Raw genomic sequence first — 16,781 nt, 5'->3', positions numbered from 1 at the left:
AAATGTTGTCATAATCAATCTGTAATTGATAACGACCTGCCTCAACAATAAGTAATGAAGTCATTTAAAAAATTCATCATCGGAATAACACGAATATTTATCTAACAACTATAAAAGTGTTATAAATACCCGCAGTTATTCCAATTTGATGAAATCTATCATTTACACATCAAACTCAATTCCCTGCGCCAGCGGCAGTTCATCGCCCCAGTTGATGGTATTGGTTTGTCGGCGCATATAAGCTTTCCATGCATCAGAGCCGGATTCTCGTCCGCCGCCGGTCTCTTTCTCACCGCCGAACGCTCCGCCAATTTCAGCACCGCTCGTTCCGATATTGATGTTCGCAATTCCGCAGTCTGATCCGGCATGGCTCAGGAATCTCTCCATTTCGCGCATATTCAGCGTAAACATGGATGAGCTGAGTCCTTGTACTACACCATTGTGAAGTTTGAGAGCCTCATCCAGTTCGCTGTATTTGATCATGTAGAGTATCGGTGCAAACGTTTCATGCTGTACAATCTCAAAGTGATTTTCAACTTCACAGATAGCCGGTTTCACATAGTGACCTTCCATGTTTTCCAATACGTCACCGCCGCAAACAACAGATCCGCCCTCTTCTTCAACTTTCTTCAGGGCTGACTGCATCATATCAACGGCATCCTGATCGATAAGCGGGCCTACCAATGTATCTGAATCGAGCGGATTACCGATTTTAATACTCTTATAGATATTCACAAGACGATCCTTCAGCTCATCGTACACATCTTCATGAATAATCAGTCGCCGGGTACTGGTGCAGCGTTGCCCGGCTGTCCCAACCGCGCCAAATACAATCGCGCGAATGGCCATTTCAAGATCTGCTTCTTTACTGATGATGATGGCGTTATTTCCGCCCAGCTCCAGGATGGTTTTACCCAATCGGGCAGCTACGGTTTTCCCAACCTGCTTACCCATCGGGATGGATCCGGTAGCAGAAATCAACGGAATCCGCCCGTCGTTGGTCATCCACTCGCCCACTTCACGGCCGCCTGTTATCATCCCAAAAACTCCTTCAGAAACATCATTTTCTTTCAGTACTTCTCCAACTATATTCTGAACCGCAACGGAGCATAACGGAGTTTTTTCTGATCCTTTCCAGATCACCGTATCACCGCATACGGCGGCAATCATTGCGTTCCAGCTGTAAACGGCAACCGGAAAGTTAAACGCTGAGATAATTCCCACAGGACCCAGCGGATGCCACTGCTCATACATTCTGTGCTCGGGCCTCTCGGAGTGCATCGTTTTTCCATAGAGCATTCGTGACTGCCCCACGGCAAAATCGCAGATGTCGATCATCTCCTGTACTTCACCCAATCCTTCCTGGTAGATTTTACCCATCTCATAGGAAACAAGCTTGCCGAGCGGTTCCTTGTACTCACGCAGTTTTAGTCCGATCTGGCGAACGATCTCACCTCTCTGCGGAGCCGGCATCATGCGCCACTCTTTGAACGCTTCCTGCGATGCTTTTACAACCTGCTCATAATCCTCTTTGGCCGTTTCGTAAACAGATCCAATTTCTGATCCGTCAGACGGAGTTCGGCTTGTAATCAGTTTGGCAGACGTGTTTTCAATAAAATTCTGACCGGTAGACGTTCCGGCATTTTTCTCTTTAATACCGAGCTTGCTCAAAAAATCTTTCATACTATATCTTTGTCTTAATTATTAGTTTCTTGGAATATAGAATGTTGAATAGCGAAACCCAATTTATGCTAAGGAGTTAGATTAAATTTATGGCCATTTCATCCCCATCAAATCGTCAGCTCACCGAATGGCGAAAACTGCTTCAGGGAAAATACCGCAAGCGCGAAAACAAGTTTATTGCTGAAGGCTTACGCTGTGTTGAACAGATCCTCAGTCAAAATCGCATTAAAATTGAAGCCGTTATCGTTGAAAAAGACTTTCATTTGGACGATTCTTTCAAGAGCTCCGATCTGCCGCTCTTTGAATTGGATACTGATGATTTCAACTCTATGTCTGATACAGATACACCACAGGGTGTCCTCGCCATATGCCACACACCGGAGGAAACAACCCTGGAGGAATTAACACAGTCCGATGGACTTTTAATTGCGGTTGATGCCGTTCAGGATCCCGGAAATCTGGGCACGATGATCCGAACCGCATCCTGGTTCAACGTATCCGGTTTACTGATCGGCCATGGAACCGTTGATCCGTTTCATCCCAAAGTAGTACGAAGTACCGCAGGTGCAACCGGCGCCCTTCCCTACATAAAAACAGATCTTTCCGAAGCGCTGAAAAACTTTGAAGCAGTCGGTTGGAATGTCTCCGCATTGGATGGTGGAACGGAATCTGTTTCTTTAAAAGAGGTTCAAACTCCAAAAAACAATATCCTGATTGTTGGAAATGAGGGGAATGGAGTAAATCCGGAACTTATGACAGCGAGACAAAGAATCAGGATTGACGGAAACGCAGATAATGTGGAAAGCCTGAATGCGGCAGTTGCCCTGAGTATTGCCCTGTATCAATTTTCTCAATAACGTGTATCTGATATAAATTCATTGTATTTAGCAACATCAGAAGTGAGGCTGTCCAAAAAGGTACATCAGTTCGAATAGCGCTTAAATAATTTGGTTTTCTCCTTCAGACTCACCCTATATCCCTCTCTAACTAATAGAGAGGGATATAAAGTTAAATTATTTAAGCTTGGTTATGTGTTGATTCACTTTTTGGACAATCTCAGATACTTTATCTAAATCCCTATACCAAACTTAAGTTAAATAAATATGCTGCAATTATGAGGCCAAATCCCGTTCATTAAATCAATATTAAGTTTCTCACTTTTGTTGATTCTATCAGGCCGTTTAGGTATTGTTTAAGTAGCAATCTACAGAAATAATATCATCAACCTGACCCGCTTTGCCTATGCCACGCGCCAAAAAAGCGAAGAAGATATTTGTACTCGACACCTCTGTTCTTCTCTACGATTCTGATGCTGTAAGAAACTTTGAAAAGCACGACATCGCTATTCCGATTACTGTGCTTGAGGAGCTTGACTCCTTCAAAAAAGGCAATTCGGTAACCAATCTTCACGCCCGGGAGTTTATTCGATATCTGGATAAGATTTCCGACGCCAATATGATTGAGAAGTGGATCCCGCTGAACGGAAAAACTCATGGAAAAATACGCGTGGTCAGTGATGAAGGATTGGATGATGTTGCGTCCAGACTTTTCGGATCGGTAAAAAATGATCACCGGATTCTAAATACAGCTCTTCATTTACGAGAAGAGGAATCCGGTAAGAAAGTGGTGCTGGTATCCAAAGATATCAACCTGAGATTAAAGGCTCGTGCATTGAAGCTGGATGCCGAGGATTATGAGACCATCCGGATCAAGGATATCGACCATCTCTACAAAGGCAAAACCGAGCTGGAGTTTGAAGACAATGCGCCTATCAACGATCTATACAAAAAAGGGCATATTAAACACAGCAAACTGGAGAAGAGTGAACCGATTAGCAATCACTACTACATCCTGAAGAATCACTCCAGCTCTGCTTTGGGACATTACAACGCCAAAAATGAAAATGTTGAGCTGATCAAACCGATGTGCGCCTACGGGATTTCACCGAAAAATGCCGAGCAGACATTTGCGCTTCACGCCATCATGGATCCTGAGATTCAGCTCGTAACCATCACCGGTGCAGCCGGAACCGGAAAAACGCTGCTGGCACTGGCCGGGGCACTTGAGCAGCGAAGAGAGTATCGCCAGATCTATCTCGCACGGCCCATTGTGCCTCTGAGCAATCGCGATATCGGATATCTCCCGGGTGATGTGAAGTCAAAAATTGATCCCTACATGCAGCCGTTGTGGGATAACCTGAGTATCATCAAAAATCAGTATAAGGAGAGCAGCTCGTCCTATAAAAAAATTGATGAGTTGATACAGACGGAGAAACTCTCCATCGAACCTCTGGCCTACATTCGCGGACGATCTCTGAATAATGTGATTTTTATTATTGATGAGGCTCAAAACCTGACTCCGCATGAGATCAAGACGATTATTACACGTGCCGGAGAAAACACAAAAATCATTTTTACAGGGGATATCTTTCAGATCGATACCCCATACCTCGATACCCAGACGAACGGACTCTCCTATATGATTGACCGGATTCACAACAATAAAATCTACGCTCACATCAACCTGGAAAAAGGCGAACGATCGACACTGGCAAACCTGGCGAGTAAGTATTTGTAGTTGATAGTCGTGAGTCCACAGTCTTGAGTCGTGAGAACTCACGACTCACATCTCATGACTCAAGACTAGCAATAGCATTCGCCGCCAGCCAACCGTTTGTCCATGCGGCTTGAAAGTTGAATCCGCCGGTCACACCGTCGATATCCAGAACCTCTCCAACAAAATAGAGATTGGGCACAATTTTACTTTCCAGTGTATCCGGGTTCACCTCATTCAGAGGAATCCCCCCGCAGGTAACAAACTCCTCTTTATAGGTGGTTTTTCCCTGAATATTATAGCGGCTTCGAAACAGCGTCTGCGTCAGATCGTGGATCTCTTTATTTGAAAGGTCAGCCCATCGCTTATCGGTTTTGATACCCGACAGTTCCAGAAATCGATCCCATAATCTGTTGGGAAACGGAAATTGATCCTGCTTCGATACTGTTTTTCGGGCATTTTTTTCACGAAGTTTGATCAATTCTTCTCTCGTCTCCTGCTCATTTAAAGGATGAACCCAGTTCACCAATGCATGAAACCGATACTCCAGATCGTGCAGATCCCGTGCTGCCCAGGCAGAAATTTTCAGAACAGCCGGACCGCTCAATCCCCAGTGTGTAATCAGAACGGGGCCTGCTTCCTCAAAGGATAACTCCTCAATTTTTACATGCGCATTTTTAACAGAGATTCCGGCAAGATCAGATAACACTTTCTCGCGAAAGTTAAATGTAAAAAGTGACGGTACCGGTGAATGAACCGAATGCCCCAGTGTTTTGAGCCACCCATACGCTTTCTCCCGATTATAACCGCCTGTGGCAACTACCACTCTGTCAAAATATTCTGGACTGCCTTTGTGAATTGACAGCTGAAAACCGCCATCCGCTTCAGGTACAACGGCATCAACTTTTGTTTTTGTGCGAATTTTCACCCCATACTTTTGGGCATCACTCATCAGGGAATCGATAATTGTTTGCGAATCATCCGTGATTGGAAACATTCGCCCATCCTCTTCGGTTTTCAAATTTACGCCCCGATCTTCAAACCACTCCACTGTGTCTTTGGCTTGAAACTGTTCAAAGCTCCAGCGCAGAACTTTTTCTCCCCTGGGATAGTGTTTTGAAAGCATATCAGGATCAAAACAGTGGTGCGTAACATTGCATCGTCCACCGCCGGAAACCCTAACTTTTGAAAGTACTTCCCTCGACTTCTCAAAAATAGTGACGTCCAATTGCGGATTTTGTCTTGCGGCATTCACCGCTGTAAAAAAACCGGCGGCTCCTCCACCAATGATTGCAATTTTTCGTGGCTCATTCTTTTTCATGAGCCAAAAATACAAAAAGAATCATTCGGGTTGAGATTAGATCAAACAAAAAAACCTCTTTCCAATTTACATGAAAAGAGGTTTTTGTACTTACAGGCAGAAACTATTCATTTGATGAATCCGATTGTTCGAACACTCTGATTTGTTCTTCAACAGGATCTCCTGATCTGTTTCTAAACTGAATCTTCATTTGTCGTTCGATCAAATCACTCTCAAGAATTTGGTATTCATCAGTCAGATCTGCCAACTCTTGGTCGGTCAACTCACCGCTATCTACGGTGCCATCTTCTTCCACTTGCAGATACATTTTATTTCCCAGCGAACGCACTTCGCCGGTCTCCCTGATTGTTACTTCTACTTCTCCCTCTTCTACCCAGATTTTATCATCGGCTGTTACACCAAAGCGTGTTCCTTTCACAGAAGCCACAGCCCGTGTTGTAGTTATCTCAAACTCACGGTTTGGGTTGCTCTCTACATCCAGAAACATACCGCCAAGTAACATGCCAACATGAGTACGTAAATTCAGATTTTTTTCGGGGTTGAGTTCACTACGAATAACCATCTGAGAAGATGGACTCACCCTCGCAATGGATTCATCCAGAAACAGAACCATTGCGTAACCGCTATTACCGGTCGTTAATGTATCACCGGAAATCAATGCTCTTCCAACCTCTTGTAATGAGTCAGCATATGAAACATTCGTTACAGTTACTGAAGGCACATATCTTCTTACAAATGCGACCTCATCATCTGTTTCATTCAAAACCGGCACTTCATAGCTGTCATCGCCGCTGTCTGATAGCAGCACAATAATTCCGGTTATAATCGCACCTATTATTACAAGTGTTATAATTGTTTTTTTCATTTCTGCCACCTTTCGTTAGCTAACTACTTTTAGTTGATTATTTTCAATTTTTTCTGACATTTCTCTTAAAATTTGAAGCACTTCATCTTTAGAGTATGTTGCACCGTCTACCTGAATCTGATCAAGCAGCAGACCGTTTTCTATAAACTCATTTGTTCGCTCTTCACCAAAAATGTTAACCAGCAATTCACGAATTTCACCTTCAATAGGGAAACTTGTAGTAAACTCAAGTCGATCCGTATAGGCTTGAACAAAATTATCCAGAACCGTCTGTTTAGTGGATTGTACTTGCCATGCATATGTTTTTCCGGGCTCAAACAGTCCTGCAAATCGATCCGGTATTTGATAGCTGGATTCACTGGCTATCACATCCAATACTACTCCGGCCTGTTCATCACGGATATCACTTTCAGAATGTTCCCTGGCAAATCTTTCGGAAAACAGAGCATCCGCGTTTTGTGCTCGATCATTATCTACAATTATCAGTCGATACGCCCTATTCTGTTCTCCGCTCCACGAAAATTCAGGAGCTTCGTTTGATACATTAAGGCTCATCAGCTCAGCTACAATCTCACGGTCTGTCTCAATAACAAGTTCACGTTCATTAAGAGCTGTCTCAAACGAAACAGATTCCTGTGTCACCGTTTCCCGGTTGTCCATTATATCTTGCTCTATTCTAACATTTAACGTGAAGAGATCATCGGTAATCAGATAACCTCTTCTTAAATTTTGAATAAGTTTCCTTCCATTCGATGTAATCACCAAGTCAAATTCGGGCTCACCTTGAATCTCAAGATTCGATATTTCCGTTATGCTCAAGTTTGAAAAGGTAATTTGCCCACCCGGGTTCAGACTAAAAAAACCGGATGATGATTGCTCTGCAGTGAGAATTGTTCCAAAAGCCTCACTGTGTATTTCAAGAATTACAAAATTATTTCTCAGGATGCCGCTGGATCTGTTTTCTGCAGTAATTTGGAAAAACTGAGCTGCACCATTTTGCTCAATCACTGCACTGAACATTTCAGACAGATCCTCTTGCGAAAAATCGGAATCCATTCTAATATCAAGCTCCATATCGGTTGACTGCGCTACTGCAGAAACCGAAAAAATGAGCAGTATCAGTATTGAATTAAATATGTTATTCACCATTTTGGTAAAACAGGCCTGTAATAAGTTCCTTGGTTTAGAATAGCAGAACCTACGCATTTATGCTTATAGATCTGATTAACAATCGCAGAATTTTGTTAAATCTATCTAACTCACTACATGCCATTGAGTATTATCTTTCCGGCATTTTTGTTTTTACTCATCATTAGATGTGCTTTCTCTACATCACTCCAATCGAATATTGCGCTGATAACCGGCGCAAGTTTCTCTTTTTCAAATAGATCTCTTGTGCTGTTCCAAAATTGCTCAGTAAGCTGTTTTTTATAATCAAGCGAGCGATTTCGCAGAGTAGACCCCCGAACGGTCAGTCTTTTCCTTAATATTGGCACAAGATTCATCTCTTCAACTTTGGCTCCTCCAAGCATAGACAGATAAACTAATCGTCCGTCCATCCCCAGACTGCTAATATTATTTTCCCAATAAGGCGAGCCCACAAAATCGATGATCAGATCAACGCTGTTTTCACCAAATCTCTCCCGAATCTTTTCAGCAAAATCCTGCTCTTTATAGTTGATCTGTAGCGTGGCTCCCAATGATCGACAGAGATCCAGTTTCTCTTTACTGCCGGCTGTTACCGCAATTTGAGCCTTTTTTAAATGTTTAGCGAGTTGAATGGCAGCCGTACCCACCCCACTTGCGCCCGCATGAATCAAAACCGTTTCTTTATTCTTTAATTCACCCAGCCACATCAGTGCCTGGTAGGCCGTTAAAAAAACCTCCGGAATTGCCGCTGCTTCCTCAAATGACATAAAATCCGGTATAGAAAGAGCCATCTCTTCATGGATCGTGCAGTACTCGGCATATCCTCCGCCGCCAAGAAGGCCAAACACACGATCACCTTCACTGAATTTTGTAACACCTTTTCCAGCAGACTCAACAACACCGGACATTTCCAATCCCATAATCGGGGACTCACCCTCAGGCACAGGATATTTCCCTTTCTTCTGAAGCAGATCAGCCCGGTTAAGTGCCGTGGATTTAACCTTCACAAGCAGTTCATTCTCCGCGGGTTCAGGAGTTGGATAATCTCCGAACTCCATTACCGGTTCATCCGATTGATTATTGACCAGTAATACTTTCATTTTCGATTTCCTTTTTTGAGTTAAAAATCAGCTGATGTATATCCTCCGATACCCGATAATAGAGTAACGGTGCCACAAAAAGTGCTAAGTAGATCAGGGACTTAAGCGTTCCGGAAATCCACAGGTTTTCAAAGCCAAAATTACTAAGCCCTGAGATGTACAGTGCAACAGCTCCCAAAAACAGTACTACAACTGTTTTGATTGTAAAAGGCGTCATTTTCATCCGGAATTTTACATATAAATACTTAACCCCGTTGTAGATAAATATTGCTCCTGCAGAGGCAATCGCTGCACCTTCAATCCCATACTGCGGTATAAGCAGATAGTTCGCCCCGATTGTTACCAATACTAAAATTATGTTCGTATAAAAACTTACTCTGTAGTGTTTGGAGTTGAGTAAGATTACACCGTTTGAGCCATTTCCAATGTCGATCAGTTTACCGATACCGATAATAAACACTACCCATTTACCATCCTGATATATTTCCGGTAAAAAAGTGAAGAGCAGATCTACATTCAGCCAGACGATTCCAAAAATTGTGAGCCCGAGAATAAGCTGATTAAGCGATGTCTTCTTGTAGATTTTGTCAACTTCTCCCCACTTTTTCTGTTTGATAAAGTCAGAAATTAAAGGAGTCGCAATTTTGTCGATGGAGCGCTGCGGTACAGCAATGACTGATCCTATGTAAAATGCAATTGCGTAAATGGCTGTACTTTCGAGCCCCGCCATTGAGCCAAGCATCAATACATCCACATTCCAGACCAGAACCGTTGTCAAACCGCCCAACAGTGAATAAAGGCTGTAATTAGCCATACCCTTCACCAAAGGCTTTTTCAGAATCCGAAAGTTTGGTTTAATCTGAAACTCTTTTTTACGGATAATCTGTGCCAGAATGATCATTGGTTGTGATGCATAGCTGAGCACAAACAGTGCTACAAACTGCGCGAAACTGATCCATCCAAAGAAATAGAAGCCGAGAAACAGTATCGCAAACAGCCGCTGTGAAACCTCATTTACGATGGAGCCCGTAGTTGAGTCACGAAGCGACCTCAGATAGTTATTGAGCACTTCAAAGTAGAGTACAAAAAGTGTTAGCGGCAGCAACCAGAGGTAGTAGTCCACAAAAAGCGGTGACCGCTCGTCATAAACAGAGATCAACAGTTCATCAAACAGAAAGAAGAGAATCGTAAAGAGTAAAAAACCACCAAGCGGAACCGTCAATGCCCAGAATAGAAAACCATGCTTTTTTGGAGATGCATTTTTAAAAAATGGGAAATAGCGCAGAATCAGATTCTGAAATCCCAGATGTGCAAACTGAGATAAAATTAAAGCCGCAGAAACCATCACGCGGGTAAGCCCGTATTGGTCAGGATTGAGAATATGAGGATAGAGAAAGATCGTCAAAACAAAACCCAGACTGATTCCAACATAGGTGATCAGGCTGTTCCAAAAACTCTGTTTTGCAATGATCCCCAACTCTACGCACCTCCACGATCAGATTTTATAAATCCGCTCATAACCCAAATCCTGAACTTTAATATAAAAGAAGCCGCTTTCGTTTTTCCTTTCAAGAGATACCCGAAACTCAATATTAAACTGCCTGCAAATTTCACAAATTCACTCAATATCTTTGCTGCTTTTTTCAGGGATGAGTGTTTCAGTCGAACTTTTTCACTGTATCCGATTCCAATCGACTGATTTTTAAGATACTCGTTGGTCAGACGTTGTTGTCCGATTCGGTGCTGCAAACTCATTTCAGGCCAATAGTGAAGCTTAAACCCGTGTGCCCTGGCCCGATCAAAAAAGGCCTTCTCCTCGCTACCCAAAAGCTCTTTCCCGATTCTGCCCAAATCCGTATCAAACCGTCCGATAGTATCAAAAACCTCCTTTTTGATCATCATGTTACCGCCTCGCGGAAAATTCGTCTTTGGATACACTTTGTGCCGATCTCCCAAATCATGCAGTCCAAACATCGGCATCAACTCGTCCGGTATCCAGTCGGGTTCACCGTCATCAAACGAGACCTCAATTCGTCCGCCGGCACATTTTACATCCGGATTTTTTTGCTGATTACGAAGAGCTGTGTTCACAAAATCCTTTGATAAATGAACATCATCGTCAATGTAGAGTATCGAATCAAATGTTGCTTCATCAATTGCCCTGTTTCTGGCAAACGACAGTCCCTGCTTGGTTTCTTCAACTGCCTTATAGTTCAGATGGGGATTCTCTTCTCCAAAATCGGCACATACTTCTGCTGTTTGATCTGAAGAGTTGTTGTTAATCACCAAAATCTCAAAGTGATTGAAATCTGCAGTCTGTTCAGACAAATATCTTAGTGTATCACTCAGATATTCTGCACGGTTGTAGGTGCAAATCGCGATCGTTATGGATGTGTGGTTTATCATATGTATTTTGTTCGGCAACAAATATAACGAAATGGTAGCAGAAGAAAATTGAGCTCAGAAAATCATTCCAAACCGCTGGTTTCGGCAATTATTCCAACACATAACAGGTCAGAACTCCTGAAGCGCGCTATTCAATCTGTTTTGGATCAAACCTGGGAGAATATGGAAATTGTAGTTGTCGACGATGCTTCCGGCGACGATACACCACAACTGTTGCAATCTCTTTCTGAAAAGCACAAGACTCTGAAAGTTATACGAAACAACGAGTCTAAAGGCGCTGCCGCAAGCCGCAACATTGCTATAGAAAATGCTGAAGGTGAGTATGTTGCCGGGTTGGATGATGATGATGTTTGGAGACCCAAACGCATTGAGCTTTTGATGGAAGAGTTTCAAGAAGGCTATTCAGCCGTTACCTCCAACGATAGAATGGACTTCGGGGAAAAGGAGATTGTCTGGAAGAAAAAACCGATCATCACGCTACATGACCTTCTTTTTTACAATCAGGTGGGAAATCAGGTATTGACTAAAAAAGAGTACCTGGAACAAGTTGACGGATATGATGAATCTCTTCAGTCCGCTCAGGATTACGATTTATGGATTCGACTGGCGCACGATTTCGGACCGATCAAGACTGCACCACACACGCTACAAGTTGTAAACATGAGCGATGAACGGGAAAGCATCACAACATCCGAACATCAAATAGACGGGTACATAGCCTGTTTCCAGAAACATCGGGATAAGATGAATGCGGAGCAGATTAAATATCAAAACTACCGCATCAAAATTACCGAAGGAAAAGAAACAGGATGGATTGAACTCTTTAAAGCAACACCGCGTCACCTTTTAATAAAGGAGATTACCAGGAAGCTTTTTCTCTAAAAAGAAGCCTAAACTGTTTGAAACCTAGTAAAAAACTTTTACACGATAGGTTGTATCTCTTTCTTTAGAGAATCCCCAACTTCATCATAGGTTTTTTCCAGTTCAAAGCGGTCTTGAAGACGGAGCCAAAATTCCGGTGAGGTATTCAATGCCAATCCGAATCGTATAGCTGTATCTCCTGTAATGGCACGTTTTCCATTTACGATTTGATTCACTCTATTGGCAGGTACTTTAATAATACGTGCAAATTCTCTTTGAGAAATATTCATTGGATCTAAAAATTCCTCCTTCAACATTTCTCCGGGGTGTACAGGTGCTAACTTTTCCATATCTGTTTCGTTAATGATAGTCTACAATTTCAACGTCAAACGCATCCCCTTCTTGCCATTTAAAACAAATATGATTTAATCTACAATTTCAACTTCTTACCCAGCTCAAAATCAAAACTATCCGGCTGATATGGTATAAACCCATTACCGGGAAAATTGGTCAACTCACCAAAATAAATTCTGTTGCTTAATGAGTAAAGATCAACTCTGATGAAATTAAACTCTGATGCAAGTTTTTCAGCAACTTCTAGCATTTCATGCAAATTCTGAGGTTTTGTAACCGGCTTTTCTGAATTTGGGTAAAGGCATTTGGCATCGATCAATTGAAAATCGCGAGTGTATAAATTTCTTCGCTGGTTTTTAAAACGCCCGATATCAATCTGTATCATCTCAACCCGGCCGTGAAAACAGAAAAATTTATAGTCTTCAGGAATCTCGTTTTCACTGTCAGTAATCAACTTTTCGGCAACAATTTTCCGAGGCACCTCCTCATACACCCACTCCCTTCCAAATTTTGCGTAATCGAAGTTAAGCCAGTCCTGAGTCAGTAAATAAATTTGATCATACTGAACAGCTGACTTCTCAAAAACAAGTTTAAGCATTCCACAGCCGTGACTGGCTTTAAGTACAAATCTGTTAGGCAGAGATTCCCAATCGGATAAACTCAGCTCATCGGTTTCCAGCAACAATGGAATCAAATACCTCTCGCCCACTTTCTCCCTTACATATTCTCTAACCTCTATTCGATCGGCAGCTTTTTGCCTGTAAGGATTACGGTTGTTTAGTTTTAAATATTGAATTTTTTCTGTGAATGCTGAAGGCTCATTCAGATTGAGCGATCGTCCAACATCAAGCCAATATCTTATTTTAGCGTACTGCCTGTCAGAAAGGATTTTGTGCAGACCGCCCCAAAAGACTTTTCTGGTGACCCCTCGTGCAATATTAGCTATTACTGACGGGATTTTTGGTCACCTTTCTCTTTTCGATACCGGATTAGGCCAATGCCTAAAATTAAGAAGAGTATCAACGTACCCGCACGGGATACCCACTTACCCGTTTCATACCAAACCGGTTCCATTTTCATATTCAATGTGTGATCACCGGCCGGAATTTCAAATCCTCTTAAAACATAGTTGGTTCGAATCACGTCGATTTCTTCCCCATTAAGGGTGGATACCCAGCCTTTGGGATACCAGATTTCACTTAGCACCAGAAAACCGGGTTCTTCAGTGCTTACCTGAAGCTCAATTTCATTCGCGTTATATGTCGAAACAGATACAGATCGATCATCTGCTGCAGAGACTGCATTTACCTCTTCACTCACAAACGCTACTTCTGAGGGATTAAAATCCTGAGAAATACGGTTTAAAATTTCGGTTTGATTTTCAACCGTTTCAACACGTTCTACAAACCATGCTTTCGGGAGTACATTTTGGTTTTCCATTACAACGCCATCCTGCCCCCGGTAAACTACTTCAAATCCGGGAATATTAAATGCTCCCTGAGCTGATAAATATTTCACATTCAGCATATTCAATACCCCTGTATTGATTCCAAATGATCCGGAAAAAATAGCTTCATCAATCAGGTCCTGATAATACCCCAGTTTTGCCCCGGAATAGCCCCCGGCAGATGGATAAAAATAAGCGGGTGTCGCGTTGTTAAACGGATTATCAAGCAGTGGTAAAACTCTGTATTCCCAGTTTTCATCCGTATTGACGTTTTCCTCTAAAAACTGATCTAACGGGCGTTCATTCCTCTCCAGAACCTGTTCTCGTTCCAATTCCTGGCTAACCAGTGAGCGTTCGCTCATGTATCGCTGATCAACGCGGATAAAATCAAATGCAAGCAGTACGCAAAACAGCATTCCACCAATGGAAAGTGAGAGTTTTTGCAAACCTACTGCAAATAAAATCCCAACGCCGGCAAAAAGTAGAAATGCAAATCGAAGAGTATCCCCTCTTGCAAGCTCCTCCCGCTGTGGGATCATTTCGTTCTGCAAATACCGGTCTACAGCCTGCGAAACCCGGGGATCATCGACAGGCACTTCATTTTGTGAGGCGATCTGCTCTGCAATATTCTCTCTCTCACCCGGCTTTTCGAACGATAGAAACTGGAAACCAATCAAAATTACTACAGCCGCCAATCCGGACGCAATATATACCGGCTTTTTCCACTGAAGTGAATTCTTCTTCTCTTTAATCTGATCCAAAATCCAGTCCATCCCAAAAACGGCAGGGACCGAAAAACAAAACACAGAGATCATCAACCACATTTCCGGCACTCTGAATTTATCAAATAGTGGAAAATAGGCAAACATGACATTGTTGAGTGCACCAAAATTTTCACCCAGCGAAAACAGCATCGTGGCAATACCGGGACCTAGAAATACCCACTTCAGCCTATGTGTTGATTTAAGTACTCCTACGATCAAGAAGAGAAAAGAGAGTGCACCAAAATAGTGAGGACCGCTCGTAAATGTTTTTGGGCCCCAGTATAGCTCAGAACCTCCGTAGGCTCCGGGGATTATAAGTGTCAGTAACTCCCCCCAGCCCTGCGACCATGCAAAGGCATAATCTCTTGCGAGACCGTCGTTACCGGCAAGCTCTGATCCGCCACGCATGCTAAATGTAGAATATTCAAGCGTGCTCCAATAGAGTTGAATGGTTACCATCACAGCAATAACCGCAGCGGCAACCAGCCATCCCGTTTGAATGGCAAACGGTTTAACCTCACCCTCACGAATCGCTTTTACCAGATCGTACAAAAAGAGTGTGCCCAGAGGGAAAAGGAAGAAATAGGTAACCTGCGGATGGTAGGCGCGAAGATGAAGAGTGAGCGCCCAGGCGAAAAGAAACATGGCAAGCCAGGGATTCACCTTCGATCTCGTTAGAAGAAAATATCCGTTGTAGAGCCAGGGAATATAGATGTAGGCCAAAAATTTTGCATTATGACCTGCCCCAATAATAATGGGTATGTAGGTTGAAAAACCGATTATGATTGCTCCAAAAACTGCTGACAGCGGTTTGGCACCCATCAGTATAAACATGAGATAGGCACCTCCCAATAAAATCCACATCTCTGCCGCCGGATAGATAAACTGAAGAAACCTCAACAGCGTATTATCGAGGTTACTGATTTGGGGAGGGTGTGAAATGGTGGTGGCCGGCATTCCCGAAAACATATTCGTTGCCCAGTGGGCCGGCTCATCATACTGTTCCTGATGCTCTATCAAAGATTCGGCACCGGCTCTCCACTGTAACATATCATGGCCCATATACTGCTGCCCGCCTAAAACCGATGAATAGAAAAGTACTACAGGCAGGATAAATAGAAAGGCTAAACAGAAGAGATGTTTTTTCCGGGCGGAAAGCGACTCCCAAAAGTCAGGTTTTTGAACCTTTTTTTCTTTGCCTTTACTTTTTTTGGAAGCCATTTATGAGATTAGATTAGAGTTGGAAAGTGACTCGCTTCAATAAAAAATATGACTACTCAATAACTCTTGGAACCCTAAAGTAGTCGGAGTCGGCATCCGGAGCATTTTTCAGAGCGTCATCATGGCTTAACGGCTCTTTCGCTTCATCCTTTCTGAAATCTGTAGATATCACTTCAGTCACGTGCTCAAGCGGTTCAACATCGGATGTATCAAGCTCGTTGAGTGTCTCAATATAGCCGAGAATATTATTCATATCCTTTTGAAGACCTTCAGCTTCATTGTCATCCAACTGCAGGCGGGCAAGATTGGCCACGTAATAAACATCGTCTTTTGTAACTGACATATACGGTTCTTTCTTTAATACAACTAATTACTTTTTTCGGTTGATAAAGGTAAGAAATCCTGATCAAAAGCTTAAGCCCTGGCACAGTATTTCTGCGATCAAAACCATGTTTAGCATTTTTTAGCTTTATTATTTCCCTGCTTTTTCTTTGCTTGATAGAAATATGATCAAAAATCACACTCTATGCTAATCGGCATTTGCTCAGATACTCACGATCACGTTGAACACATTAAAAAAGCCGTAACTAAATTTAAAGAACTTAACGTCAGCAGAGTCATTCATGCCGGAGATTACTGCAGCCCTTTTACCATTCCTCATTTTGACGGATTAAAACTGGACGGCATATTTGGTAATAATGACGGAGATAAATTTCTGTTGATGAAAAAGTTTGATGAGATCGGCGCAACTCTGCACGGTGGCTTTTACTCTTTTCAGGAAGAAAAACTAAAGTTTGCCGTCTACCACGGAACCTATCCGGAGATCACGGAAAGCCTCGAGAACTGCGGAAAATATGATGTGGTTATCTCAGGGCATACACATCAGGCGAAAGTTGGGGCAGCCGGTGACACTATTACCATCAACCCTGGAAGCGTGAACGGGTTTGATCAGGATCCAATGATCGCCCTGTTTGATACGGATACCAAACAGGTGAAATTCATTGAACTAACCGACTAAAAACAGAAAAGGCCGTATGAAATTCACACGGCCTTTTGA

15 protein-coding genes are annotated in these 16,781 nt (G+C 42.8%); 4 read left to right on the top strand and 11 right to left on the bottom strand.

The window, feature by feature from the left end; all coding sequences use genetic code 11:
• Positions 1-162: 162 nt before the first annotated feature.
• Entirely contained in the window at positions 163-1,683 is a 1,521-nt protein-coding gene (locus tag U5K35_RS17245; RefSeq protein ID WP_322572762.1) for an aldehyde dehydrogenase family protein, read from the bottom strand.
• Positions 1,684-1,772: 89 nt separating this feature from the next.
• Between U5K35_RS17245 and U5K35_RS17240 the strand changes: the two genes are divergently transcribed.
• A complete protein-coding gene (locus U5K35_RS17240) occupies positions 1,773-2,540 on the top strand; it encodes an RNA methyltransferase (RefSeq protein WP_322572761.1) in 768 nt (255 codons plus the stop codon).
• Positions 2,541-2,925: 385 nt separating this feature from the next.
• Positions 2,926-4,260 (top strand): PhoH family protein, encoded by a 1,335-nt coding sequence (locus tag U5K35_RS17235; protein ID WP_322572760.1) that lies wholly within the window; start codon positions 2,926-2,928, stop codon positions 4,258-4,260.
• A 52-nt stretch (positions 4,261-4,312) separates the two neighbouring features.
• Here the strand turns inward: U5K35_RS17235 and U5K35_RS17230 are convergent, their stop codons facing one another.
• The 6 genes from U5K35_RS17230 to U5K35_RS17205 form a co-directional block, all read right to left on the bottom strand.
• The gene (locus tag U5K35_RS17230) at positions 4,313-5,557 is read right to left on the bottom strand and encodes an NAD(P)/FAD-dependent oxidoreductase (RefSeq protein WP_322572759.1); all 1,245 of its coding nucleotides are present in this window, start codon (positions 5,555-5,557) and stop codon (positions 4,313-4,315) included.
• 103 nt (positions 5,558-5,660) lie between these two features.
• A complete protein-coding gene (locus tag U5K35_RS17225) occupies positions 5,661-6,422 on the bottom strand; it encodes a FecR family protein (RefSeq protein WP_322572758.1) in 762 nt (253 codons plus the stop codon).
• Between the two features lie 15 nt (positions 6,423-6,437).
• On the bottom strand, positions 6,438-7,571 hold the full coding sequence (locus tag U5K35_RS17220) for a hypothetical protein (protein ID WP_322572757.1): 1,134 nt from the start codon (positions 7,569-7,571) through the stop codon (positions 6,438-6,440).
• 113 nt (positions 7,572-7,684) lie between these two features.
• On the bottom strand, positions 7,685-8,671 hold the full coding sequence (locus U5K35_RS17215; RefSeq protein ID WP_322572756.1) for an NAD(P)H-quinone oxidoreductase: 987 nt from the start codon (positions 8,669-8,671) through the stop codon (positions 7,685-7,687).
• On the bottom strand, positions 8,649-10,148 hold the full coding sequence (locus U5K35_RS17210) for a lipopolysaccharide biosynthesis protein (protein ID WP_322572755.1): 1,500 nt from the start codon (positions 10,146-10,148) through the stop codon (positions 8,649-8,651). Before U5K35_RS17210 ends, U5K35_RS17215 begins: the two co-directional genes overlap by 23 nt.
• A 2-nt stretch (positions 10,149-10,150) precedes the next feature.
• Positions 10,151-11,077 (bottom strand): glycosyltransferase, encoded by a 927-nt coding sequence (locus tag U5K35_RS17205; RefSeq protein ID WP_322572754.1) that lies wholly within the window; start codon positions 11,075-11,077, stop codon positions 10,151-10,153.
• Positions 11,078-11,125: 48 nt separating this feature from the next.
• On the opposite strand from U5K35_RS17205, the gene U5K35_RS17200 reads away from it, so the two are divergent.
• On the top strand, positions 11,126-11,959 hold the full coding sequence (locus tag U5K35_RS17200) for a glycosyltransferase family 2 protein (protein ID WP_322572753.1): 834 nt from the start codon (positions 11,126-11,128) through the stop codon (positions 11,957-11,959).
• A gap of 38 nt (positions 11,960-11,997) precedes the next feature.
• Here U5K35_RS17200 and U5K35_RS17195 read toward each other — a convergent pair whose 3' ends face one another.
• From U5K35_RS17195 to gatC, 4 genes are all read right to left on the bottom strand, one after another.
• A complete protein-coding gene (locus tag U5K35_RS17195; protein ID WP_322572752.1) occupies positions 11,998-12,288 on the bottom strand; it encodes a HigA family addiction module antitoxin in 291 nt (96 codons plus the stop codon).
• Between the two features lie 80 nt (positions 12,289-12,368).
• Complete coding sequence (locus U5K35_RS17190) at positions 12,369-13,088, bottom strand: ATP-grasp fold amidoligase family protein (protein WP_322572774.1); 720 nt, start codon at positions 13,086-13,088, stop codon at positions 12,369-12,371.
• A 149-nt stretch (positions 13,089-13,237) separates the two neighbouring features.
• A complete protein-coding gene (locus tag U5K35_RS17185) occupies positions 13,238-15,724 on the bottom strand; it encodes a hypothetical protein (protein WP_322572751.1) in 2,487 nt (828 codons plus the stop codon).
• Positions 15,725-15,776: 52 nt separating this feature from the next.
• Complete coding sequence (gatC, locus tag U5K35_RS17180; protein ID WP_322572750.1) at positions 15,777-16,067, bottom strand: Asp-tRNA(Asn)/Glu-tRNA(Gln) amidotransferase subunit GatC; 291 nt, start codon at positions 16,065-16,067, stop codon at positions 15,777-15,779.
• A 183-nt stretch (positions 16,068-16,250) separates the two neighbouring features.
• Between gatC and U5K35_RS17175 the strand changes: the two genes are divergently transcribed.
• Positions 16,251-16,742: a metallophosphoesterase gene (locus U5K35_RS17175; protein ID WP_322572749.1), complete on the top strand. Its 492-nt coding sequence runs from the start codon at positions 16,251-16,253 to the stop codon at positions 16,740-16,742.
• Positions 16,743-16,781: the final 39 nt, after the last annotated feature.

This window comes from Rhodohalobacter sp. (assembly GCF_034521535.1).
GTDB lineage: Bacteria > Bacteroidota > Rhodothermia > Balneolales > Balneolaceae > Rhodohalobacter.
This window is presented reverse-complemented; position numbering and strand designations above follow the sequence as displayed.